Origin of the sequence: Bacillus australimaris, from assembly GCF_001307105.1 — a bacterium.
GTDB classification, from domain to species: domain Bacteria; phylum Bacillota; class Bacilli; order Bacillales; family Bacillaceae; genus Bacillus; species Bacillus australimaris.
Map to the genome: position 1 here is coordinate 418,466 of NZ_LGYN01000026.1, position 22,027 is coordinate 440,492.

At 41.3% G+C, this 22,027-nt stretch carries 25 protein-coding genes, 2 riboswitches and 1 other annotated feature; of the genes, 9 read left to right on the plus strand and 16 right to left on the minus strand.

What is annotated here, in order from left to right:
• Positions 1–31: 31 nt before the first annotated feature.
• Together AKG37_RS13780 and AKG37_RS13785 are read right to left on the minus strand one after the other, a co-directional pair.
• The gene (locus AKG37_RS13780) at positions 32–1,381 is read right to left on the minus strand and encodes an ATP-binding protein (RefSeq protein ID WP_060699311.1); all 1,350 of its coding nucleotides are present in this window, start codon (positions 1,379–1,381) and stop codon (positions 32–34) included.
• 3 nt (positions 1,382–1,384) lie between these two features.
• Positions 1,385–2,071, minus strand: a complete 687-nt coding sequence (locus AKG37_RS13785) for a response regulator transcription factor (protein WP_060699312.1) — start codon at positions 2,069–2,071, stop codon at positions 1,385–1,387.
• A 215-nt stretch (positions 2,072–2,286) separates the two neighbouring features.
• On the opposite strand from AKG37_RS13785, the gene AKG37_RS13790 reads away from it, so the two are divergent.
• The 4 genes from AKG37_RS13790 to guaD all read left to right on the plus strand — a co-directional run bounded on the left by AKG37_RS13790 (position 2,287) and on the right by guaD (position 7,456).
• A complete protein-coding gene (locus AKG37_RS13790) occupies positions 2,287–2,766 on the plus strand; it encodes a GNAT family N-acetyltransferase (RefSeq protein ID WP_060699313.1) in 480 nt (159 codons plus the stop codon).
• Positions 2,767–3,143: 377 nt separating this feature from the next.
• A complete protein-coding gene (locus AKG37_RS13795; RefSeq protein ID WP_060699314.1) occupies positions 3,144–4,103 on the plus strand; it encodes a S8 family peptidase in 960 nt (319 codons plus the stop codon).
• Between the two features lie 112 nt (positions 4,104–4,215).
• A riboswitch (cobalamin riboswitch) is annotated at positions 4,216–4,407 on the plus strand.
• Positions 4,408–4,559: 152 nt separating this feature from the next.
• Positions 4,560–6,848: a 5-methyltetrahydropteroyltriglutamate--homocysteine S-methyltransferase gene (metE, locus tag AKG37_RS13800; RefSeq protein WP_060699315.1), complete on the plus strand. Its 2,289-nt coding sequence runs from the start codon at positions 4,560–4,562 to the stop codon at positions 6,846–6,848.
• A gap of 137 nt (positions 6,849–6,985) precedes the next feature.
• Complete coding sequence (gene guaD, locus AKG37_RS13805; protein WP_060699316.1) at positions 6,986–7,456, plus strand: guanine deaminase; 471 nt, start codon at positions 6,986–6,988, stop codon at positions 7,454–7,456.
• 205 nt (positions 7,457–7,661) lie between these two features.
• Here guaD and ohrB read toward each other — a convergent pair whose 3' ends face one another.
• Positions 7,662–8,078 (minus strand): organic hydroperoxide resistance protein OhrB, encoded by a 417-nt coding sequence (gene ohrB / locus AKG37_RS13810; protein ID WP_060699317.1) that lies wholly within the window; start codon positions 8,076–8,078, stop codon positions 7,662–7,664.
• A 161-nt stretch (positions 8,079–8,239) separates the two neighbouring features.
• Between ohrB and AKG37_RS13815 the strand changes: the two genes are divergently transcribed.
• Entirely contained in the window at positions 8,240–8,686 is a 447-nt protein-coding gene (locus AKG37_RS13815; RefSeq protein WP_060699318.1) for a MarR family winged helix-turn-helix transcriptional regulator, read from the plus strand.
• A 39-nt stretch (positions 8,687–8,725) separates the two neighbouring features.
• Here AKG37_RS13815 and AKG37_RS13820 read toward each other — a convergent pair whose 3' ends face one another.
• From AKG37_RS13820 to purU, 5 genes are all read right to left on the minus strand, one after another.
• Positions 8,726–9,154: an organic hydroperoxide resistance protein gene (locus AKG37_RS13820; RefSeq protein WP_060699319.1), complete on the minus strand. Its 429-nt coding sequence runs from the start codon at positions 9,152–9,154 to the stop codon at positions 8,726–8,728.
• Positions 9,155–9,448: 294 nt separating this feature from the next.
• Positions 9,449–10,585 carry a response regulator aspartate phosphatase gene (locus tag AKG37_RS13830; protein ID WP_060699321.1) on the minus strand — a complete coding sequence of 379 codons (1,137 nt, stop codon included), beginning with the start codon at positions 10,583–10,585 and terminating at the stop codon, positions 9,449–9,451.
• Positions 10,586–10,710: 125 nt separating this feature from the next.
• On the minus strand, positions 10,711–11,958 hold the full coding sequence (locus AKG37_RS13835) for a glutamate-5-semialdehyde dehydrogenase (protein WP_060699322.1): 1,248 nt from the start codon (positions 11,956–11,958) through the stop codon (positions 10,711–10,713).
• 12 nt (positions 11,959–11,970) lie between these two features.
• Positions 11,971–13,068 carry a glutamate 5-kinase gene (gene proB, locus AKG37_RS13840; protein WP_060699323.1) on the minus strand — a complete coding sequence of 366 codons (1,098 nt, stop codon included), beginning with the start codon at positions 13,066–13,068 and terminating at the stop codon, positions 11,971–11,973.
• Between the two features lie 54 nt (positions 13,069–13,122).
• Positions 13,123–13,340 (minus strand) — a binding site (T-box leader).
• Between the two features lie 43 nt (positions 13,341–13,383).
• Entirely contained in the window at positions 13,384–14,286 is a 903-nt protein-coding gene (gene purU, locus AKG37_RS13845) for a formyltetrahydrofolate deformylase (protein ID WP_060699324.1), read from the minus strand.
• Between the two features lie 162 nt (positions 14,287–14,448).
• Here purU and AKG37_RS13850 point away from each other — a divergent pair, with 162 nt between their 5' ends.
• Positions 14,449–14,634: a hypothetical protein gene (locus tag AKG37_RS13850; protein WP_060699325.1), complete on the plus strand. Its 186-nt coding sequence runs from the start codon at positions 14,449–14,451 to the stop codon at positions 14,632–14,634.
• Positions 14,635–14,663: 29 nt separating this feature from the next.
• Here the strand turns inward: AKG37_RS13850 and AKG37_RS13855 are convergent, their stop codons facing one another.
• Both AKG37_RS13855 and AKG37_RS13860 read right to left on the minus strand, forming a co-directional pair.
• Positions 14,664–14,978 carry a DMT family transporter gene (locus tag AKG37_RS13855; protein ID WP_060699326.1) on the minus strand — a complete coding sequence of 105 codons (315 nt, stop codon included), beginning with the start codon at positions 14,976–14,978 and terminating at the stop codon, positions 14,664–14,666.
• Complete coding sequence (locus AKG37_RS13860) at positions 14,975–15,304, minus strand: DMT family transporter (protein ID WP_060699327.1); 330 nt, start codon at positions 15,302–15,304, stop codon at positions 14,975–14,977. Before AKG37_RS13860 ends, AKG37_RS13855 begins: the two co-directional genes overlap by 4 nt.
• Positions 15,305–15,369: 65 nt before the next feature.
• A riboswitch (guanidine-I (ykkC/yxkD leader) is annotated at positions 15,370–15,480 on the minus strand.
• A 176-nt stretch (positions 15,481–15,656) separates the two neighbouring features.
• Here AKG37_RS13860 and AKG37_RS18610 point away from each other — a divergent pair.
• Together AKG37_RS18610 and AKG37_RS13865 are read left to right on the plus strand one after the other, a co-directional pair.
• Positions 15,657–15,791, plus strand: coding sequence for a YrzI family small protein (locus AKG37_RS18610; RefSeq protein WP_077233722.1), 135 nt, complete (start codon positions 15,657–15,659; stop codon positions 15,789–15,791).
• Between the two features lie 218 nt (positions 15,792–16,009).
• Positions 16,010–17,050: a bifunctional transcriptional activator/DNA repair enzyme AdaA gene (locus AKG37_RS13865; protein ID WP_060699328.1), complete on the plus strand. Its 1,041-nt coding sequence runs from the start codon at positions 16,010–16,012 to the stop codon at positions 17,048–17,050.
• A 22-nt stretch (positions 17,051–17,072) separates the two neighbouring features.
• On the opposite strand, the gene AKG37_RS13870 is transcribed toward AKG37_RS13865, so the two are convergent.
• The 5 genes from AKG37_RS13870 to AKG37_RS13890 all read right to left on the minus strand — a co-directional run bounded on the left by AKG37_RS13870 (position 17,073) and on the right by AKG37_RS13890 (position 19,948).
• The gene (locus AKG37_RS13870) at positions 17,073–17,618 is read right to left on the minus strand and encodes a GNAT family N-acetyltransferase (protein WP_060699329.1); all 546 of its coding nucleotides are present in this window, start codon (positions 17,616–17,618) and stop codon (positions 17,073–17,075) included.
• Between the two features lie 16 nt (positions 17,619–17,634).
• Positions 17,635–18,123, minus strand: a complete 489-nt coding sequence (locus AKG37_RS13875) for a small multi-drug export protein (RefSeq protein WP_060699330.1) — start codon at positions 18,121–18,123, stop codon at positions 17,635–17,637.
• A gap of 104 nt (positions 18,124–18,227) precedes the next feature.
• Positions 18,228–18,980, minus strand: a complete 753-nt coding sequence (locus tag AKG37_RS13880) for an HAAS domain-containing protein (protein ID WP_060699331.1) — start codon at positions 18,978–18,980, stop codon at positions 18,228–18,230.
• 4 nt (positions 18,981–18,984) lie between these two features.
• Positions 18,985–19,311, minus strand: coding sequence for a PadR family transcriptional regulator (locus AKG37_RS13885; protein WP_060699332.1), 327 nt, complete (start codon positions 19,309–19,311; stop codon positions 18,985–18,987).
• A gap of 115 nt (positions 19,312–19,426) precedes the next feature.
• A complete protein-coding gene (locus AKG37_RS13890; protein ID WP_060699333.1) occupies positions 19,427–19,948 on the minus strand; it encodes an acyl-CoA thioesterase in 522 nt (173 codons plus the stop codon).
• Between the two features lie 179 nt (positions 19,949–20,127).
• Between AKG37_RS13890 and AKG37_RS13895 the strand changes: the two genes are divergently transcribed.
• Positions 20,128–21,009, plus strand: coding sequence for a dimethylarginine dimethylaminohydrolase family protein (locus AKG37_RS13895; protein WP_060699334.1), 882 nt, complete (start codon positions 20,128–20,130; stop codon positions 21,007–21,009).
• Between the two features lie 37 nt (positions 21,010–21,046).
• Here the strand turns inward: AKG37_RS13895 and AKG37_RS13900 are convergent, their stop codons facing one another.
• Entirely contained in the window at positions 21,047–22,015 is a 969-nt protein-coding gene (locus tag AKG37_RS13900; RefSeq protein ID WP_060699335.1) for an ABC transporter ATP-binding protein, read from the minus strand.
• Positions 22,016–22,027: the final 12 nt, after the last annotated feature.

A 22,027-nucleotide genomic window follows, 5' to 3' on the forward strand; every position in this document is an offset into this window, starting at 1 on the left:
GGAAATGAGAAATTGATGAGAAAAGACCCATTTATTTTTGAAAAAGAATGGTCATGGCTGTCCCTTCGCCGATACGGCTGTCTACCTTCAGTTCGGCCCCATGCTCTTCTGCAATTTGCTTCGCAATTGAAAGGCCAAGTCCGGTTCCGCCCGTCTCACTGTTTCTCGCTTCATCCACACGGAAAAAGCGGTCAAAGATTTTCGGCAGATCCTCTTCTTTCATGCCAATTCCTTGATCAATCACTGAAATAAATGGCTTGTCTCCTGCCCTTCCGCAGGTCACATCAACTGGCTCTGCACTATATTTGACCGCATTATCAATCAAGATGGTCAAAAGCTGTTTGATTTTCTCTTCGTCTCCTTCCGCGATAAGCGGTCGATCTGTTTGCACATGAGATTGAATGGTTCGATTGGTTGCCACTTCAAGTGTATGACATATCTGCTTGCACAAATGACCAAGATCAACTGGCTTCATATCCAAGTAAAGCGGCTGACCGTTTTTCGCCAATGTCAGCAATTGATCTGTCAGTCTTTTCATTTTTTTCGCTTCGTCATGAATCGCTTGGGAGGATTCTTCTACAACCTCTGGACGTGTTTGCCCCCAGCGTTTTAGTAAATTGCTGTAGCTCATAATGACGGTAATTGGTGTCTTCAATTCATGAGAGGCATCATGCAAAAATTGCTGTTCTTTCTCATAATGTTTCTCAAGAATTTCAGACATTTCATTAAAGGTTTGACCCATTTGATATAATTCATCCTTTGAATCACTTGTTAATTCAATTCGTTTAAATGCCTTTTCCTTCATACTTGCTTTCATCGTATTGGTCATTCGACTAATTGGGCGAACAATTTGTTTGGTTAAAATGTGCCCTGCAACATAAGAAAGCATAATAAACAAAACACCTGCAGCGATTAAAATCATTTTCAATAACGCTAAGTTCTCTTCCGTATTTTCAATTTCTTCATATACTTGAAGAGACACAATCTCGCCATTTGTCCAAATAACTGGAATGGCCGCAAACGCAATCATATGCTTATTGTATTCTTTGATTTCTGCCGTCTGACCAGATTCATATGTAAAAGGCAGTGAGCTAAACGTTGATTCCTTTGTGACAGTCAGCTTTGACTCACCCGTTTCTGTCACGACACGGATCATCCCATTTTGAGGCAGGTATGCCTTCAGCAGCTCTGAGGATGGAAGACCTTCTTCTTCTGACTTTTTTAACGCAATCGCAATATTTTCAGCCACTTCAGACAGACGGGACATATCTTTTTGGGTCAAGGTCATTGAAAAAATAAAATATATCGCTGTATGAAATAGCAGCACCATTAAAAACAAAGACAACGACGTATAAAGCTGAATCTTATTTTTTAATCTCATTCTTTATCCTTTCATCACATAACCCACACCTCTCACTGTGTGAATCAGCTGTTTTTCAAATGGGTAATCGACTTTTTTCCTTAAATAACGGATATAGACATCCACTACGTTTGTATCACCGAAATAATCAAAGCCCCAAACGGCTGTTAAAAGCTGATCTCTTGTGAGCACTTGCTGCTGATGTTTCAGCAAATGGACAAGCAGGTCATATTCTCTCGGTGTCAGTTCAAGCATTTGCCCCGCCCTTTGTATTTCTCTAGTTTTCTCATTGACAGTTAAATCTGCTATACTCAGCTCTATTTCCTTTTCTTCTTTCGCATGTATATTTAACCTTAACTGCGCGCGAATTCTCGCTAATAATTCTTCTATGTCAAAAGGTTTTGTTATATAATCATTCGCTCCAAGGTCAAGCCCGCTTACCTTATCAGGAACACTTCCTCTTGCTGTAATCAAAATAATTGGTGTCGATGTATTTGTCTTACGTACTCTTCTCAGCACTTCAAGTCCGCTTAATTCTGGAAGCATGACGTCAAGTAGCACCAAATCGAAGCTTTCTTCTTCAAGAGCCTGAAGTCCGTCCATTCCTGTTCCTTTCACTGTCACCTCATATCCTTCATATTCAAGTTCAAGTGACAGCACCCTTGCAATTTTCTTTTCATCCTCAACTACGAGTATCTTCCCTTTGTTCATCTCTATCTCTCCTATCTGATAGGCAAGCTTGTCTTTCCATTATTATATGTTGCCTTTATCATTTGGAACAGTCACAATCTTCACATCTAACTTTTTTCAACAGAAAGGTTCTTAATCATTGACCCGAAGGAACATATGTTCTATAATTGAGCTATTATTAACATATATAGGTTACGCATTGCCCATTTATAAAAGACAAGGAGGAACATGACATTATGATCAGATATGACAACATCACATTAGCACACTTTTCAGAGGCATATTTAGAAGGCTTAACGTCTTTTAATCTAGACAAAGAACAAGCAAAATTCACTGCTTTACCAAGTGAATATTTTGAGTTTACTGAAGGACAACACCGAATTGTCATACTACATGAAAAGGAACCAGTTGGCTTCTTTGTATTACATACCACAGATCGTGTTAAGGAATATTCAAATAACCCAAACGCTATATTGTTAACTTCATTATCTATTCATCAGACGCAGCAAAGAAAAGGGTATGCCAAACATGCCATGTCGTTATTAAAACCATTCGTCACCTCTGAATTTCCTACCTATAACGAGATCGTACTGGCCGTGAATCATCAAAATATCCCTGCCCAAACTCTATATACACAAATAGGCTTTCAGGATACAGGTAGAAGAAAAACTGGCCCAATTGGTGAACAGATTATCATGAATTTGCTATTAACTTAACTGTTCATGAAACGAACACTAGAGAATGAAATATTTTTTGGGGAAAATGTTTTTCTCGTTCTCCTTTCTCCTCACTACTCACCTATCAATTAATTTTGTTGTTTTGCAAGATCATCTTTTTTGGTTCTATTCACCCATTTTCATCTGTACAGGTGCAAGCTCACTATGCAGTATTTCCTTCATTTTCATATGATATCAAGAGTTTTCTTCAAAAGGTGAGCTTTTTCGTCAATAAGTGAGGAGAACTGCATTTTTAATAATAGATTGATTATTCTAAAAATGATTACAATTGACCCTTTCCGATCAAAAGTTTCTTTTATACAATAACATTATGCAGCCTGAATCTACTTTGAAAACAAAATAAGGAGGGCTTTCTTATGAAAGGTGAAATTCGCTTAATTCCGTATGAAGTAAAAGCCAATGTGATGGAAGCGAAAGAGACGCCGGAAAGTATTCAGGAGATTAAAGCACCCGAACTTTGGTCAAGTGGCTTCAAAGGAAAAGGCATAACCATCGCTGTCCTTGATACAGGCTGTGACACAGAGCATCCCGACTTAAAAGATCAGATTATCGGTGGCAAGAATTTTACCGATGATGACAATGGAGATGCTGAAAATGTAAAAGACTACAATGGGCATGGTACCCATGTAGCAGGAACAATTGCAGCAACAGATCAAAATGGCGGAATTTTAGGGGTTGCCCCTGAAGCCAAGCTGCTTATCGTGAAAGTTCTTGGCGGTGAAAATGGCAGCGGAAAATATGAATGGATCATTAATGGGATTAACTACGCCGCAGAGCAGAAGGTGGATATTATCTCCATGTCTCTCGGTGGTCCAAGCAATGAGCCAGAACTGCAGGAAGCCATTCAAAATGCGGTAAATAGTGGTGTGCTTGTTGTATGTGCAGCAGGAAATGAAGGTGACGGGGACGAGCGTACGGAAGAGTTCTCCTATCCAGCAGCATACAATGAAGTTATTGCCGTCGGCTCTGTCTCCCTTGCAAGAGAATCCTCTGAATTTTCCAATGCTAATAAAGAAATCGACCTCGTCGCTCCAGGAGAAGACATTTTATCCACACTTCCTAACCATAAATATGGCAGACTCACAGGAACTTCAATGGCTGCCCCTCACGTAAGCGGTGCACTAGCCATCATCAAAAATGCCGAAGAAGATGCGTTTCAGCGCAAGCTGACAGAGCCTGAGGTCTATGCTCAGCTTGTCAGAAGAACCCTTCCACTAAAGCAATCGAAAGCCCTTGTAGGGAATGGATTTCTATATTTAACTGCGCCTGATGTCCTTTTAGAAAAAACATTGGAAGCAGACCTTTTATCTCTATAGCTTCCATAGAGGTCCTGAGAAAAGCAAGAATTTTCTCAGGATTTTTTTAATTAAAATTATTCAAAATTTACTTTGACGAAATGAAGTGAACGTTATATAATCGAACACAATAAATTCATAGTTTGAGAGTCGGTAATTCGATCACACATCGAATTTTAATTGGGAAGACCGGTGAAAATCCGGCGCGGTCCCGCCACTGTGAGTGAGGAGAGCTTTTCTCATGAATCCACTGTCATAAGGATGGGAAGGATGAAAGGCTTGCAGATTCACCAGCCAGGATACCAGCCGCTCTATCACATCAAACCCCCTACGGTTGATAGGAGATGTCGGAAAAGCGTCAGTTATGCTCACGCCTTCTTTCGCACACACATTTTGTCTTTTTAAACCAGACATTTGCCCTCATCAATCTTGGCCATGAGTGTAAATGTCTTTTTATATTTAGAGGAGGAATTGGAATTGACAATTGTTAAAACAAGTAATCTAGGTTTTCCCCGAATTGGTTTAAACAGAGAATGGAAAAAAGCACTTGAGTCTTATTGGAAAGGTCAAACAGACCGTGAAACCCTCTTAAGCACACTGGATGAACAATTTTTAACGGCCATTAAAACGCAAATCAATCAACAAATTGATGTTGTTCCTTCTGGAGACTTTACCTTCTATGATCACGTACTGGATACAGCTGTTATGTTCAATTGGATTCCAGAACGCTTCCGCAGCTTAAAAGACCCGCTAGATACATACTTCGCGATGGCAAGAGGTACAAAAGACGCCGTCTCAAGTGAAATGACAAAATGGTTTAATACAAACTATCACTACATCGTTCCAGAATACGAGAAAAGCACGGAATTTAAACTCACACACAACAAACCGCTTGAAGCCTACGAAAAGGTGAAAAAGGCGATTGGTGTTGAAACCAAGCCTGTTGTACTTGGTCTTTATACATTTGTCTCACTTTCTAAAGGCTATGAAGCAAATGAAGTGAAAGAAATCCAGCAGCGTCTAGTGCCGCTTTATATTCAGGTTTTAAAAGAACTTGAAGAAGCTGGTGTCAAATGGGTTCAAATTGATGAGCCAGCACTTGTTACAGCTTCAAGTGAAGACGTAAAAGCTGTAAAAGAAATCTATGAAACAATTAAAGAAGCCGTACCTGCCTTAAATATTCTTCTTCAAACATACTTTGATTCAGTAGACGCGTATGAGGAGCTTGTCACATATCCTGTTGAAGCGATCGGTCTTGATTTTGTCCATGATCAAGGGCGCAACCTTGATCAAGTGAAAAAGCACGGCTTCCCGAAAGATAAAATTTTAGCAGCTGGTGTCATTGATGGAAGAAATATTTGGAGATCAGATCTTGGCGAAAGATTATCCTTCATTTCTGAAGTCATTGCTGACGCTCAGCCAAAAGAAGTGTGGCTGCAGCCATCAAGCAGCTTACTGCATGTGCCAGTTGCAAAGCACCCAAGCGAACAGCTTGAAGAAAAACTATTAAATGGACTATCTTATGCAACTGAAAAACTGGCTGAATTAACACTGCTAAAAGAAGGTTTAACAAAAGGAGCAGCGGCTATTGATGCCGACATCAATGAAGCTGCACAAGCACTTCTTACCTTAAAAGAGTTCGCAAAAGGAACAAATGCGGATTTAACAGCAGAACGCAACAATCTTTCATCGAAAGATTTTAAACGTCCAGTTGCCTTTGAAGAACGCCTTCGCATTCAAAATGAATCTCTTGAACTGCCGCTTCTTCCAACGACAACAATTGGCAGCTTCCCGCAATCTGCTGAAGTACGCAGTGCTCGTCAAAAGTGGCGTAAAAATGAGTGGACAGATGCAGAGTACGATGAATTTATTAAGGAAGAAACAAAAAGATGGATTGATATTCAAGAAGAAATTGGCCTGGATGTGCTCGTACATGGAGAATTCGAACGCACAGACATGGTTGAATACTTCGGTGAAAAACTAGCTGGGTTTGCCTTTACGAAATTTGCTTGGGTGCAATCCTATGGATCACGCTGCGTGAAGCCGCCAATCATTTATGGAGATGTAGAGTTTACAGAGCCAATGACAGTGAAAGAGACGGTTTACGCACAAAGCTTAACAGAGAAAAAGGTCAAGGGAATGCTGACAGGACCTGTCACCATCTTAAACTGGTCTTTCCCAAGAACGGATATTTCCCGGAAAGACATTGCTTTCCAAATCGCTTTCGCTTTGCGCAAAGAGGTAGAAGCGTTAGAGGAAGCTGGTATACAAGTCATTCAAGTGGATGAGCCTGCACTAAGAGAAGGTCTTCCGCTCAAAGAAAGTGATTGGGCAGAATATTTAAACTGGGCAGCAGAGTCGTTCCGTTTATCAACATCATCTGTTCAAAATGAAACGCAAATTCATACACATATGTGCTACAGTAACTTCGAGGATATTGTCGATACGATCGAAGACCTGGATGCTGACGTGATCACAATTGAACATTCACGCAGTCATGGCGGATTCCTCGATTACTTAGAAAAGCATCCGTATTTAAAAGGACTTGGACTAGGTGTTTATGACATCCATAGCCCGCGCGTTCCATCTGTGGAAGAAATGAGCCACATCATTGATGATGCGCTGAACGTTTGTCCGACAGATCGCTTCTGGGTAAATCCTGATTGTGGTCTAAAAACTAGACAAGAGCCTGAAACCATTGCTGCTTTGAAAAACATGGTCACAGCGGCTGAAGTCGCTCGTAAAAAACTAGCGCAGCACGCATAATGAAATGCCCTCCCCTGCTGAACACAGCAGGGGTTTTTATATGCAAATTGTCCTGTCCGATCTTCTACTGCGATGATTTCTTTTCTAGCATGATTCGTTTATACTAGAGAAGTCAGTCGAACAAAGGGAGGAAGACAATGAATCACGAAGATTTTTTACAACGCGCAATTGATCTTGCAGTAGAAGGAGTCAATAGTGGTACTGGCGGCCCTTTTGGAGCAGTCATTGTCAAGGATGGTCAGATTATTGCAGAGGGAAGCAACAATGTGACAACGAGTAACGATCCAACCGCACATGCAGAAGTCACAGCCATTCGAAAGGCGTGCCAAACTCTACATACATACCAATTAGAAGATTGTATTCTATACACAAGCTGTGAGCCTTGTCCGATGTGCCTTGGCGCTATTTACTGGGCTAGACCAAAAGCGGTGTATTTTGCTGCTGGACATCAAGATGCAGCGGATTCTGGATTTGATGACTCGTTTATTTATGAAGAAATCAACAAAGAATACGAATCAAGAAATATACCATTTTTCAAGCTGACACCTCAAAAAACCCTTGCACCATTTGAAGCATGGGAAGCATATGATCAAAAGAAAGAATATTAAAAAAAGACACCTGCTGTGAGCAGGTGTTGCAGATTGTTGACAAAGGACTAAAATCATTTTGATTTTAGTCCTTTGTCTTCTTTTCAGCGTGAAAAGAAAACCTTTGCAGTCTAGGAAGGGTGAGCACCGGAGCGCAGACCTGACACCGAATGCGAGGGTTTGTCTGCGCGCTGAGACACCTGCTGTGGGCAGGTGTCTTCTACTATTACTCCGCCACTTCAAGCTCTACTTCAATGTTCCCTCTTGTTGCTTTTGAATATGGGCAAAATTCATGTGCAGCACGGACAAGCTCTTTCACTTTGTCATGATCAAGACCTTTCGCAGATACAATTAGCTTTACGCCAAGCTTAAAGCCTCCATCACTCTCATCTTTTAAAAGACTAACATGTCCTTCTACTTCCGATTCTATCTCTACCCCTTGCTTCTTCGCTACTTGTTCAAGTGCGCCTCCGAAACAAGCTGCATAGCCTGCTGCAAATAATTGCTCTGGATTCGTACCAGTCTCTCCGTCTTTCTTTGCATTAGGCATGACAATGTTATGATCGAGTACACCATCTTCTGAACGAACATGTCCTGCTCTTCCATGCTGCGCTTTTACTTTTGCTGTGAATAATGGTTTCATCTTCATCTCCTCCTTCATCTATTGATTCTTTTCACGTTCTATTCATTTCTCAAACATTTATCGCACATTGAAGAATTTTTCACTTTTTGTCTGTATTTATTTTAAAAAGGAAGAAAATCTTATACAATGATAAGTATGACGAAAAATAGTTGGTGACAGACATGACAAATGAATTCGAACACATGAAGCTGGAGAATCAGCTTTGTTTCTTGTTATATGCAAGTTCACGAGAGATGACGAAGCAGTATAAACCGTTATTAGAAGAATTAAACATTACCTATCCGCAATATTTGGCACTGCTTTTATTGTGGGAGCATGGGACATTAAATGTGAAAACGATGGGAGAGCTTCTCTATTTAGACTCTGGCACACTCACACCCATGCTGAAACGGATGGAGCAAAACGGACTCATCATTCGAGAACGTTCGAAAGAGGATGAGCGTTCTGTAGACATTCGTTTAACGGAATACGGCGAACAGCTAAAAGAAAAGGCCACTGCCATTCCATCTCACATGCTGTCTGGGACAGGCAGATCGGAAGAAGAGCTAAAAACACTGCGTGCGTCTTTACATGAACTTTTGCAAAAATTAACACAACCAAAAGGCTGAGGGAATTGTTCCCTCAGCCTTTTATCATGTCTATATCTATTATTTTGCGACAGCTACTAGTTCTACTTCGATGTTTCCTTGAGTTGCTTTTGAATATGGGCATACGCCGTGTGCTTTATGAACAAGTTCTTCTAATGCTGATTGCTCGATTCCAGTTCCCTTTACTTCTAATTGAACGCCAAGTTTGAAACCGCCATCTGAACTGTCTTTTATTAAGCTTACATGTGCCGTTACTTCACTTTCAAAACGGATACGCTCTTGTCTCGCTACCATTTGAAGGGCTGAATCAAAACATGCAGAGTAGCCTGCTGCGAATAATTGCTCTGGATTTGTTGCTTTTTCAAGTTTTTTTGCTCTTGGTGTTCCAGGCATTGCTACATCATGCTCAAGTACACCATCTGTTGAAACAACCTTTCCTTCTCTTCCGCCGACAGCTGATACAGTTGCAGTAAATAAAACGTCTGACATGAATATAACCCTCTTTCTCTCCAATAATGTTTTCTACAATTGAATTGTACACAATTTAAATTGCAGAGTCAATCAATTCACACTCTTTTTTAAGATTTCCTCTTCGTTTTCTTTTTATGAGCATGTTCTCAAATCTTTAGACAGTAAAAAAAGCCCTTTAACAAGGGCTTTTAAATCGTATCATGCTGTGAGTTCTGTTGTTCTAGCGTGTGGTTTCTGTTATCTGGGTCGGTATTTGCTGATGCCAGTAACAATGCCATGACGGTGATGCTTGTACAGACGACTGCCCATTTTTTAAAATTCATATAAACAATCCCCTCTCTGAATATAGATTCGAGCATGTTCTGCTTCCCTATAGAACATGGAAGATTTTTCATAATCCTCCATTTCATTATAATACTTTGCGGTATCTAACGCCAGCTCTTCTATATCTGGATATGCATAAGCAGACTCTAAAAAATGGAAAATTCGTTTAATATACTCAGCATCTTGTCTTAAATACAATGCTTCTAAAAATATGGTCTTCTGAATATGAATGTCATCCTGAAGAGCTTCTGCTCGTTTCATACATTCTTCTCTGTAGTGTAATGCTTCTTCGTGATTTCCTTGTTTGTATAATATCTGAGCGGCTGTATAAAGAGGGTCTATTGATCGACGAAGATGATCGGATTGATTTTGATCAAATAACGAGATGGATTCTTTCATTAATTCGAGTGCACGGTTCAAGTCTCCCATTCGGTAATAACTGTTGCCCATATTAAACAACGAGGAAGCAATAAAACGCACATTCTGAAACTCTCTGGATCTCGCAAGTGCTCTTTCGAGATGTGGTAATGCCTTTTCATGCCTTCTCATATCATCATAGTTACCGGCCACAATAAATTCACACTGAATGGTGCGAAGCGCGTACAGTTCATGCTGAACATAAACATCCAGCGCAAGTTTAGCATGATGCATCGAGATATGTGTTTGTTTCATGTGATAATATACTTCAGACATTTTAAAATGATATTCCGCACGTTCAATATCATCTGATACAAAAGAAAGCTTGTGCTCTGCCTTTTGATAAGACGATATGGCAGCAATGTACTCTCTCCGGCCGAATTCATACATGCCCCTGAAAAAATGATAGTAGTATTCAAGCATGCCTGTGACATGTGTTTGATGCTCATCTATTTCTTTCGAAAGCTCGGAAAAGTTGGCGCGAAGCTTTCCTTCCTTTAATGGCTTTAAATAATCAAGCATGACTTCATGCCTAAATTCCATTAAAGAAAAATAGAGAAGCAAATTCTGATCTTCTTCCATTGAATCAAGAGAAGTGCGAATTTCCTGCTTTAACTGTTCTGCTTGTTCTGAATCAAATCTGCGGATTAATTCATACCACTTGTTGATTTTCACCCCAATATCCGAAGAGGGAATGATTTTCGCCATATGTTGCCTTCTCCAATCTTCTCAAAATATAAAACATTACCATATTTTATCATACTTGACCGAAGAAATACAAAAAATGAAAGGAAAAAGAGAGCCTGTTTTCACAAGACTCTCTTTTGAAATGGTTATTCTCTTATTTGTCCTTGACCACGAATGACAAATTTTTCGGAGGTTAAGGCTGGCAGACCCATCGGCCCTCTTGCATGCAGTTTTTGGGTACTAATGCCTATTTCTGCTCCATAGCCGAATTCAAAGCCATCTGTAAAACGAGTAGAGGCATTATGATAGACAGCAGCAGCATCGACAGCTGTTAAGAAAAGGGACGCATGCTCATCATTTTCCGTAATGATCGCTTCAGAGTGCTTGGAGCTATATGTTTGAATATGCTGAATGGCTTCTTCTATGTTCTCTACAATTTTGATACTGACGATCGGCGCTAAAAACTCCGTTTCATAGTCCTCTGTAGTTGCTAATGCAGCACTAGGAGCAATCGCGCATACTGCTTCATCGCCGCGTATCTCTACCCCATTTGATTGAAGGGCTTCAAATAACGAAGCGCCATATGTTTTTGCCCATGATTCATGAATGACAATGCTCTCAATGGCATTACAAACGGATGGTCTTTGCGTTTTGGCATTCAGCACAATCTTCTCAGCCATTTCGTTTTTCGCCGTTTCATCAATGTAGATATGACAATTTCCTGCACCTGTCTCAAGCACTGGCACGGTCGACTCTCTCACTACAAGATCAATTAAATTTTTCCCGCCTCGCGGAATGAGGACATCGAGGTACTCATTTAAGGTAAACAGCGTTTTCGCCGTTTCACGGCCAGTATCTTCAATCAACTGCACACTGTCTACTGGAATATCCGTTGTATGAAGTGCTTCATGAATGACCTTTACAATCGCTTTATTACTGTGAATAGCAGATGAGCTTCCTCGTAGAATCACTGCATTCCCCGTTTTTAAGCAAAGGGTGGCAGCATCGACTGTCACATTTGGTCTTGCCTCATAAATCATGCCAACCGTACCAAGCGGCACACGCACCTTTTCGATGAACAGCCCGTTTTCTTTTTGAATGGTTTCTAACGTTTCACCAATTGGGTCTTTGAGCTGAATGAGTTGAAGGGTCGCATCTGCAATGGCTTCAATTCTCTCTTCCGTGAGCGTGATCCGGTCAATGACAGATGGTGTGAACTGCTTTTCTTCCGCAGCCTGAACATCCTTGTGGTTCTCTTCTATTAAATAGGCTGAAGATGCTTTTAGTGCACCTGCGATAGCGTGTAAAGCAGCATTTTTTTGTTCTGTCGTTTTTAGCAGTAGTTGATCTTTGGCTGCACTTGCTTTTTTTGCTTTTTCAAGAACTTCATTCATCGTATTCCCTCCTCAGTTTTGTACATGCTGTACCCAGTGATCCCTGTGTATGACCTCAGGTTTCTCTTTTGAAAGCTCGTCACTTCGCATCCCTTTAATGCCGAGAAGCTCATCTGATGCGTACAAGGTTTGTCCCTTACCAACCAATCCATTTGGACCAACAACTTCTACGACCTCTCCTCTAGAAAAGTCACCAGCGACATCAATGACTCCCGCCGGAAGAAGGCTTCTGCCGTTATGCAAAATTGCTGCTTCGGCTCCTGCATCGATCATGATCTTTCCAGAGACCGGTGAGTGGAATTGAATCCATTGGCGCCGGTTGTTGATGGCTGATAAGTCTTGTTCACCGATATACGTTCCGTCACCTTGCCCCGCCAGAATGTGAAGCAGCTTGTCTTCCCCAGTTCCTGTGCCAATGAACACTTTCACGCCAAGTGAAAGTGCCGTTTGTGCAGCAGACAGCTTCGATTTCATTCCACCAGTTCCAACCTTTGAACCAGTGCTCTTCGCATATGAAAACAGTTCTTCTGAAATGTGGGTCAGTACATCAAAACGCTTTGCCTCAGGATGCTCATTTGGATTTGCATCATAAATGCCATTAATGTCCGTTAATATGATCAATTGATCTGCATGAATTAATCCACTGACTAGAGCTGACAGCATGTCATTATCTCCAAAGGTAAGCTCTTCGATTGAAACTGAATCATTTTCATTGATGATCGGTAAAATTTTTCTTTCCAGCAGTTCCATCATCGTTGCGTAAGCATTTCGATATCTTGTTCGATCTGAAAAGTCATTACGAGTTAAAAGCATTTGTGCAGGTGTCATATGAAACTGCGAAAAAAGTTCTGTATATTTTTGCATTAACAAGCCCTGACCAACAGCTGCGGCGGCCTGCTTCCCTTTTAAGGTAACAGGTCTTGATGGATATCCTAAGCTGCCAAATCCTGCCGCAACGGCTCCTGACGAAATTAAAATGATTTCATGTCCTGCCTCTTTGAGCTTGGCTATGGCTCTTACATGATCCAACATCTTTTGTTCATCAATGGTTCCTTTTTGCTCTGTTAATGAACTGCTGCCAATTTTTATGACGATCCTTTGCTTTTTCATCCTGATTCCCTCCGCTATACCTTTAGGCACAAAAAAATCCCTTTTTCTCCTTATGCAAAGGACGAAAAGGGATTTTCCGTGGTACCACCTTCATTGAATAAGCATGTGTCTGCTTATTCCACTCAACTCCTGTAACGCCAGGCACGCGCTTAGATTTTTCCTCTAAGGCTCAAAGGGCAGGTTCAGCAGCTGTCTGCGGCAAATGTTTCAGCATGTCATTTGCTCTCTTTACGCACCAGTTCCTGCTTACTATTCCTTTTCAACGCTCGTTAATTTTTTTATATTATCACCAATTCCTAGAAAAAAGTCAAGCACTCAATTAAAGACAATTGTTTTATTCTCGTGAACAATAATTCGATCTTCTAGATGCCATTTGACAGCACGCGCAAGTACACTCCGCTCAATTGTTCTGCCAATATTTTTTAGTGCTTCCGCATCATCCCGGTGATCTACACGCTCAATATCCTGTTCAATGATCGGTCCTTCGTCTAAATCATTGGTGACATAATGAGAAGTCGCACCAATTAATTTGACTCCCCGCTCATATGCCCGCTTGTAGGGATTTGCACCGATAAACGCTGGCAGGAAGGAATGATGAATATTAATGATTTTGTTCGGATGCTCTTCAATAAATCTAGGCGTTAAAATTTGCATGTATCGAGCAAGCACAACGGCATCAATGTCGTACTTTTCTAGTAGAGCAAGCTGCTGTTTTTCTGCCTCTTGACGAATGTCTTTATTCGCCTTCACAAAATGGAATGGGATGCCGAGTGCTTCGACCGTATCCTTTGCCGTTTCATGATTGCTGATGACAACTGCGATTTCAGCCATAAGATTCCCGCTTTGCCATTCCCATAAAAGTTCATTTAAACAATGAAGCTCTTTCGATACAAAGATCGCCAGCTTTTTCAAATCACTGGCACGTGACATGCTCCAGGTCATTTGAAATGATGCGGCAATTGGCTCAAAGCTATTTTTCAGCTGATCTAAGTTGGCCGAAATGTCTTTCCAATCAAATTCAATTCTTAAAAAGAAACGGCCGCTTTCATGATCTGTTGTATATTGGCTGGATTCAATGATGTTCGCTCCGTGCTCAAATAAAAAGGAAGAAACAGCTGACACAATGCCAGGCTGATCCGGGCAGCTGACAAGCAATCTGCCTTTTTGCTCGTGCTTTTGTCTGTGTAATTCAAGTTTCTCTGTAATCAATGTTCTCATCAATTATGACCTCATTTACGTTTTCATTCTAATGAAATATTATACTGGACTGGAAAGAGAAAAAGCAATGAAGAGCTGGATTTTTTATTGAATATTCATTCAATTCTGCATCTGGCGTGATATAATGTAGATAGACCTTTTACCACAAAAGGAGTGATGGAGATGAAAAGTATGACTTTGTTTGGTAAAGTGAGCTTTTGGCTCGGCATCATATGTCTGATCACGGGTTTGTATCTTTTTATGACCGGTGAGAGACTCATTCCTTTGCTCACGTTTGGTGTATGTTTTCTGCTTGTGAGTCAGCTTTACCGCAAAAATGAAAACGATTCCAATCATCATTCGATGTAACAAAAAGGCTGGCAGATGCCAGCCTTTTCTTATTCAATGATTTTTAATCCGACTGCCGCGGATAAAATTAGCGCGATAAAGAAAATACGTTTTGCGTCCTTCGATTCACCGTAAAACAGCATTCCGACAACAGCTCCTCCAGCAGCTCCAATTCCAGTCCAAATGGCGTACGCCGTTCCCATCGGAATCGTATTCATTGCAAGAGAAAGCATGAAAAAGGACAGCGAAAATCCAGCTGCTATGAATAAAATCCATTTGACATGTCGATCTTTCTGGAATTGATTCATCATGGTGACACAAAGCATTTCTAAAATACCTGCCCCAATGAGTAAAAGCCAGCTCATGATTCAGTCTCTCCTTTCTTTTCACTTGTTGTAAGCTTCAGTCCTAATACACCGGACAAAAGCATCACAATCAGCAGCAGTTTGACAATCTGAACCGGCTCACCAAGCACCATGCCTAATATGACGGTACCTGCTGTTCCAAGACCGGTAAAAACGGCATAAAGTGTGCCAACTGGTAGTACACTTGTTGCTTTCATGAGTAAATAAAAGCTGGCGATAATACAAACAACGGTTGCACTCCATTCCAGCATAGAATGAGCATATTTCAGCCCCATCACCCAGCCGACTTCAAAGATGGCCGCAATCAATACATTTCCCCACTTCATCCGATCTCTTCCTTTCTGAACGATTCCAAGCAACAAAAAAGCCCGGAAATCGATCGTTTGATCAAATCTCCCGGGCTTTTATCCCTCCGTGTCCATATGGTCTCTATTGCAAAGACCCTATGTGTTTTCTCTCGGTCCAGACTGCACAATTGCACGGAACCCTAGAAAACCAATTCATTATAAGCAGATCTGACGTAGAGCAGATTCTGTGTAAAAATTGTATCACACCCCGAAATGACAGTCTAACGCTTTGCCTCCCACCTTCAAATATACTTGTTCATTTTTCGAAAGAAATTTTATGGGAGCACCGTATACTAAGTGTTAGACACAGGTCACAGGGAGGTAAGCGTAAATGACATTCCATTTATTTTTCATTACATTGACGATCCAGCGTAAATACAAAGACATTGAGACCGTTCTTTACGAACAAGAAGTTGAAGCTTTTTATGAAGAAATGAAACAAAAACAACTAAAATATATGAACTAAAACTGGAAATAAAAAATGTGAAAAGGAGGAAATTGACATGTTTATGATACTTGCAATGCTTGATTGTTATACGAGAGAGATGGATCAGGTTTAGATACGCTCCCCATTGATCACATCGCTGATATAATGAAATAAAATTGATGTGATGAACGTTCTGCTGCATTTATAGATCAAATAATCCTGAAAAACATTTTATAGGAAATCAAGAGGTGGATTGTATGATGATGACCGATGAACAAAAACATGAATTTTATCAAGCACTTATTGACAAGAATCCGCAATATGACGGCACATTCTTTGCCTGTATTAAGACAACCGGAATCTTCTGTCATGCCACATGTACGGCTAGAAAGCCCAAATATGAAAACTGTGAGTTTTTCTTTACAGCGGAGGAAGCACTGCTGGCAGGGTATCGTCCGTGCAAGCGCTGCACGCCATTAACATACCCAAACAGCATTCCCGATGAAGTCAAAACACTCGTTTCAGCAATAGAAAAAAATCCTGAGAAACGCTGGAAAGAAGAAGACTTTCGCCAATTAGGGATTCACTCCGCTACGGCTCGAAGAAAATTTAAAGACATTTACGGCATGACTTTTGTTCAATATGCAAGATCACGCCGAATGGGACTTGCCTTTAAAGAAATTTTGAACGGAAAAAAAGTGATCGATCAGCAGGTTAGCTTCGGCTATGATTCTTCGAGTGCATTCAATGATGCATTTACAAAAATCATGGGAAATCCACCTAAAAAAGCGCAGGTTAACATTCTCTATGCAAATTTTATTTCCACACCGGTCGGACGGATGATTAGCGTGACAGATGCCACACATGTGTACTTACTGGAATTTATGGACAGGCGTGGACTCGAAAAAGAAATTGAGACCATGAGAAAGAAGTATCATGCCCGCATTTTAGTGGGAGAAACAAACGTCCATCAGCAATTGGCAAAGGAATTGACCTTATATTTTGAAAAAAAGCTGACCCAGTTTACTGTACCACTTTCCTTACATGGCACCCCTTTTCAAATGAAGGTGTGGGACCAGCTCTCACGCATTCCTTCCGGCGAAACGAGATCCTATCGAGATCTAGCCACAAAGCTGGGCGATCCGCATTTGGTTCGGGCGGTTGGTAATGCAAATGGTGCCAATCAATTGGCGATTATCATCCCCTGCCATCGCGTGATTCAAACAAGTGGTGAGCTCGGTGGCTATGGCGGGGGAATTGAACGGAAGAAATATTTGCTTCAGTTAGAACAGCGTTGATAATAGAAAAAAACGGCTCTGCTTATTCGGTAAGCGAGCCGTTTTCTCCGTTACGCGTGATGCTGTATACATCAATGATTTGGTCCCATTTTGAAATGGTTTTTTCTTTTTTCATGCCCATTTTCAAAGCAACCTTCACCGACGCTTCATTCTCAGGACGAATTAAGCTGACCATCCGTCTGACCTTCATTTCTTCAAATCCATAGGTGAGACAGCCTTTTGCAGCCTCAGAAGCGTAGCCATTTCCCCACGCCGCTTTCTTTAGCATATAGCCGATCTCAAGCTCCGTTTGCCCTTCGATGTTTTGCAGAACAATTCCGCTTTGTCCAAGGAGTTCATTTGTTTCTTTATCTTCAATAATCCATAATGACATGTGGTACATGCGGTCATTCTTTTGATTCCATGCAATCCATTCTTTCGTCTGCTGTTCATCTTTTAAAGAGGGATAATACTTCATTACTTCTTCATCTTGGAACAGCTCATGATATAAAAATGACGCATCTTGTTCATTCATTGTTCTCAGTTTCAGGCGCTCTGTTTCAAGCACTGTCCTTGTTTGATGAGTCATTGATACCCCCCCTTATTTACTTGTTAAAAATATCTCCGAACAATCCATTGGAATCTGGGGCAAAGTAATGGAATCCCGCACCCGTTAAGCTAGCTGCCAGCGCTGTCCACATCATTAAACTGACTGTCATCCATACCGCGACTTGCTTTCTTTTCGTTCCAAAGCTCATGCACATCAAGGCCGCTAAATGACTGCCAATGATAAAAGGACCAATGAGCGCTAATCCAGGCAGACCGTATCGTTCCCAAATTTTTCTCGCCCTCAGCTGCTTTTTCTCTCCTTTTTCATCACCATTCTCTTCTTTTCTCTTCAACCACCATGCTTTAAACCGGTCCACAAACACAATGAGAAACAAGACTGTAAGAAAGTTGCCGATGAATCCAATCACAGCCGTTGTCACAGGATGCAGCCCGCTTAAGATTGCGAATGGAACGACACCAATCACTTCAAAAAAAGGCAAAGCAGCCAATACAAAAACGAGTACATATCCCCATACGATATCCAAAATCAGAACCCCTTTTCATTTTTGTCCTCTCCCCATTGTAATGATAAACACGATTCCAATTCTACATTTTTTTAGAAAAAGAAAAGCACACCGGATAGGATGTGCTACATCGTTTTTTCATTTTTCTTGTTTGCCCGGCGCAGGACCATGAGCATTAGGAATATTAAGATGACGATAGATAATAGACTTTGTAGCAGAAGCACGCTTGGTGATGTCCAGCCAATCCATTCGAAAATGAGCTGCGGTCCGAAAAAGATGATCGGAATCAATGAAAAGACATTCGCCTTTAAGATCGCATTAAAAACAATGATACATAGCAGCATAAGCAAGATGACGCCCCATCTTTGTCCTGAAGTAAGGACAAGTAGTGGTGTACCGAGTTTTTGATCCAACAATTTGATAGTGACCATTGAAGTTAGCTGAAAGATTCCTAAGATCCAAAAATAGAGAAATGTCCGGCGGCTTGTCTGAAAGGCAGACGCTCTAAACATCACAATGATCATGATGACATTGGCCACTAAAACGAGCGGATATCCAATCAAAGCAAACCAAGAATAGGATAAGTTTTGGCTGATTGCATCTGATAAAATCATGTAAAAAAGTGACCCAATTAAGAAAGCACTGACGAATGGAACCCAGTCTTTATGATGTCCTGACAGCTCTTGTGCGAGTTCATCAGCATAGCTTCGCGGATCTCCGCCAAACACATCCTCCCCTGTTTTCCCGTCTTTCTCAGCCTCAACAGCATGTGTTGTCAGTTCATCCATCAGCTCATCAATTTCGTCCTCATTTTTCCCCTTTGATATGAGATAAAGTTGCAGTTCTAATAGGATGTGTCGCGTTTCTTTTGATACCATAATCTCACTTCCCTTTTTGTAATAAGCGGTTTACATTCTTTGAAAGCTCACTCCAGCGGGCAATAAATGCTGTGAGCGCTTGTTCCCCGGCTTGTGTGAGCGTATAGTATTTTCTTTTTGGCCCGCTTGCTGATGCTTTTGTAACAGTGGTCACCAGCTGTTCCTTCTGCATACGCAGCAGAATCGGGTAAATACTTCCTTCACTAATTTGATCAAATCCATAATGCGCGAGCTTCTTCGTCATTTCATACCCATAAATCTCGCCTTCAGAAATGATCGATAGCAGGCAGCCTTCTAAAATTCCTTTTAGCATTTGTGTGGATGTTGTCATCATTGTTCCTCCGATTCCAGTATCTTGCATCACAAGATAGCATCATCTTACCACACACTATCTTGTCATGCAAGATACTGTACCAGAAAAAAATCACCGCTAAAAAGGGTGATTTTTACGCCCATGGTTTATCTGTGCCAAGTGCGTCAGCCAGCGCTTTACTATGCTTTCGGCGGCTTTTTCTTTCTTCTGCCCGCTGCTTCGCTGTTTGATGAAGCATGATCTCTTCCTCTGTTTCCGGCATCACTTGCGGGACTCGTTTAGGCTTCCCGTCTTCATCTAACGAGACAAATGTCAAAAATGAAGTTGCTGCAAGTCTGCGTTCTCCCGACATCAAATTTTCTTTAATGACTTTAACGAACACTTCCATAGAAGACGTGCCGACCCATGTCACATAGGATTCCAAGCATACGGACTCCTTTTGCCCAATTGGCTCTAAAAAGTCAACAGAATCCATTGAAGCTGTGACTGTTTCACTGCGGCTGTGTCTAGCTGCCGAGATGGAGGCAATGTCATCTATATAACTCATTAATTTTCCGCCAAATAAGGTTTGGTGGTTATTCGTATCGAGAGGGAATACCCTGCTGGTTTTGACAACTTTCGATTCCTTGCAGTATTTGAAATTTTCTTCACTCATCATCATAGCTCCTTCTTGCTGTTTTCTTGGATGCGGAACGACTTTTATTAAACACTATTCTTTTAGGTTTGTCTAAACTTTTTGCTTTAGTCTCATGTGAGAGATTTTCTTTCGGAAATGTTTCAACCATGACGAGAACGAGGAATAATAGAACTATGAACGAACAAGGAGGCCATTTAATGGATTCGATGAGAGCAGAGCAAGTTTACAAGATGCCGCAGTGCATGAATGAATATGACGATTTACATGAAGTCCTTTTATGCAGTCCTATTTATATGGAAATCAAACAAATTATTAACGAAACACAGAAACATTTTGCACAAGAAAATATTTCTCAAATGAAAGCAGTTGCTCAGCATAAACAATTGATCCAGACACTAAAGGATCATCAAGTACAACCCATCCTGCTCCCTGCGAATGAACGCTTCCCTGAGCAAGTCTTCACCCGGGATATTGGATTTACGATTGGACATACACTCTTTGTTTCAAGCATGGCCGCTCAGGTTCGGCAAGGGGAAGAACAATGCCTTAAAGAGTGGGCACAAGCAAACGGTTGGTCAGTCGTCACCCTGACAGACGGAACGATTGAAGGCGGCGATGTGCTTGTGGATCAAACTCGTGTATTTGTTGGAACGAGCAAAAGAACCAGTCCAGCCGCCATCCATCAGCTCAAAAAAGAATTGCCGAATCACGACATTATTCCTATTCACCTTCCTCCTCACATTTTGCATCTCGATTGTGTGATGAACATTCTGTCTCCAAATGAGATACTCATTTATCCTGAAGCGTTCAAGAAAAAGGATCTCCAGCTGCTCAAAACGCATTATGATCTGATTGAAATAAGTGAACATGAGCAATTCACACTTGGACCAAATGTTTTATCCATTGGGCAGAAAAAAGTGATCAGCTTGTCCATCAATCAACAAACTAATGCTGCATTAACCGCTCACGGGTATACCGTCATTGAAGTGGACTTTTCTGAAATCATTAAATCTGGCGGCTCTTTCAGATGCTGCACATTGCCGATTCGGCGTTCATCCACTAAAAAAGCCAGCATGTAGAACAGCTTGTCTACTTGCTGGCTTTTTATGGCTTGTCTTATTTTCTATCATATAAATGACAGGCGACTTCATGTCCTTCCTCCACTGCTTGCAATGCTGGCTTTTTTTCCGCACACACATCCATCGCTGCAGGACATCTTGTTCGAAATACACAGCCGCTTGGCGGGTTCACTGGACTTGGAATTTCTCCTTTTAAAATAAACCTTTTGCGTTTGTCCTCTACGTCAGGATCTGGAATGGGAATAGCAGACAGCAGGGCTTGTGTATATGGGTGAAGTGGTGTTTGATATAAGGCATCACTGCTCGTTAATTCGACGAGATGACCTAAATACATAACACCGATCCGGTCGCTAATATATTTCACCATCGACAAATCATGTGCAATAAAGAGGAATGTTAACCCTTCCTCTTTTTGCAGTTTCTTAAGCAGATTCACAACCTGCGCTTGAACGGAGACGTCTAGTGCAGAAATCGGCTCATCTGCCACAATAAACTTGGGCGCTAAGGCAAGTGCTCTTGCAATGCCGATTCTCTGCCTCTGCCCTCCGCTAAATTCGTGCGGATAGCGGGTGGCAAAGTCATAGCTTAGTCCTACCGCTTCGAGCAGTTCTTTCACACGGGCAATCCTTTTCTTTTGACTGCCATAAAGCTGATGAATTTCCATTGGCTCCAGCATAATATCTTTTACAGACAGCCTCGGATTTAAGGAGGAATACGGATCTTGAAACACCATTTGAATTTGCCGGTTGAAATCAAATGAATCTTTTTTAGAAAGGTGATGAAGACTTTTTCCTTCATATAAGGCTTCACCGTCTGTTGGTTCATAAAGACGCATGAGCACTTTCCCAAGTGTCGATTTTCCGCAGCCAGACTCACCAACGAGACCAAAGGTTTCACCTTGTTTCAGCTGAAAAGAGACGCCATCCAGCGCTTTTAAGGTTCTCCCTTTAGATAGATGAAAATGTTTTTTGAGGTTGTTTACTTGTAAAAGTGGTTCAACTGCCATGATCGCTCCTCC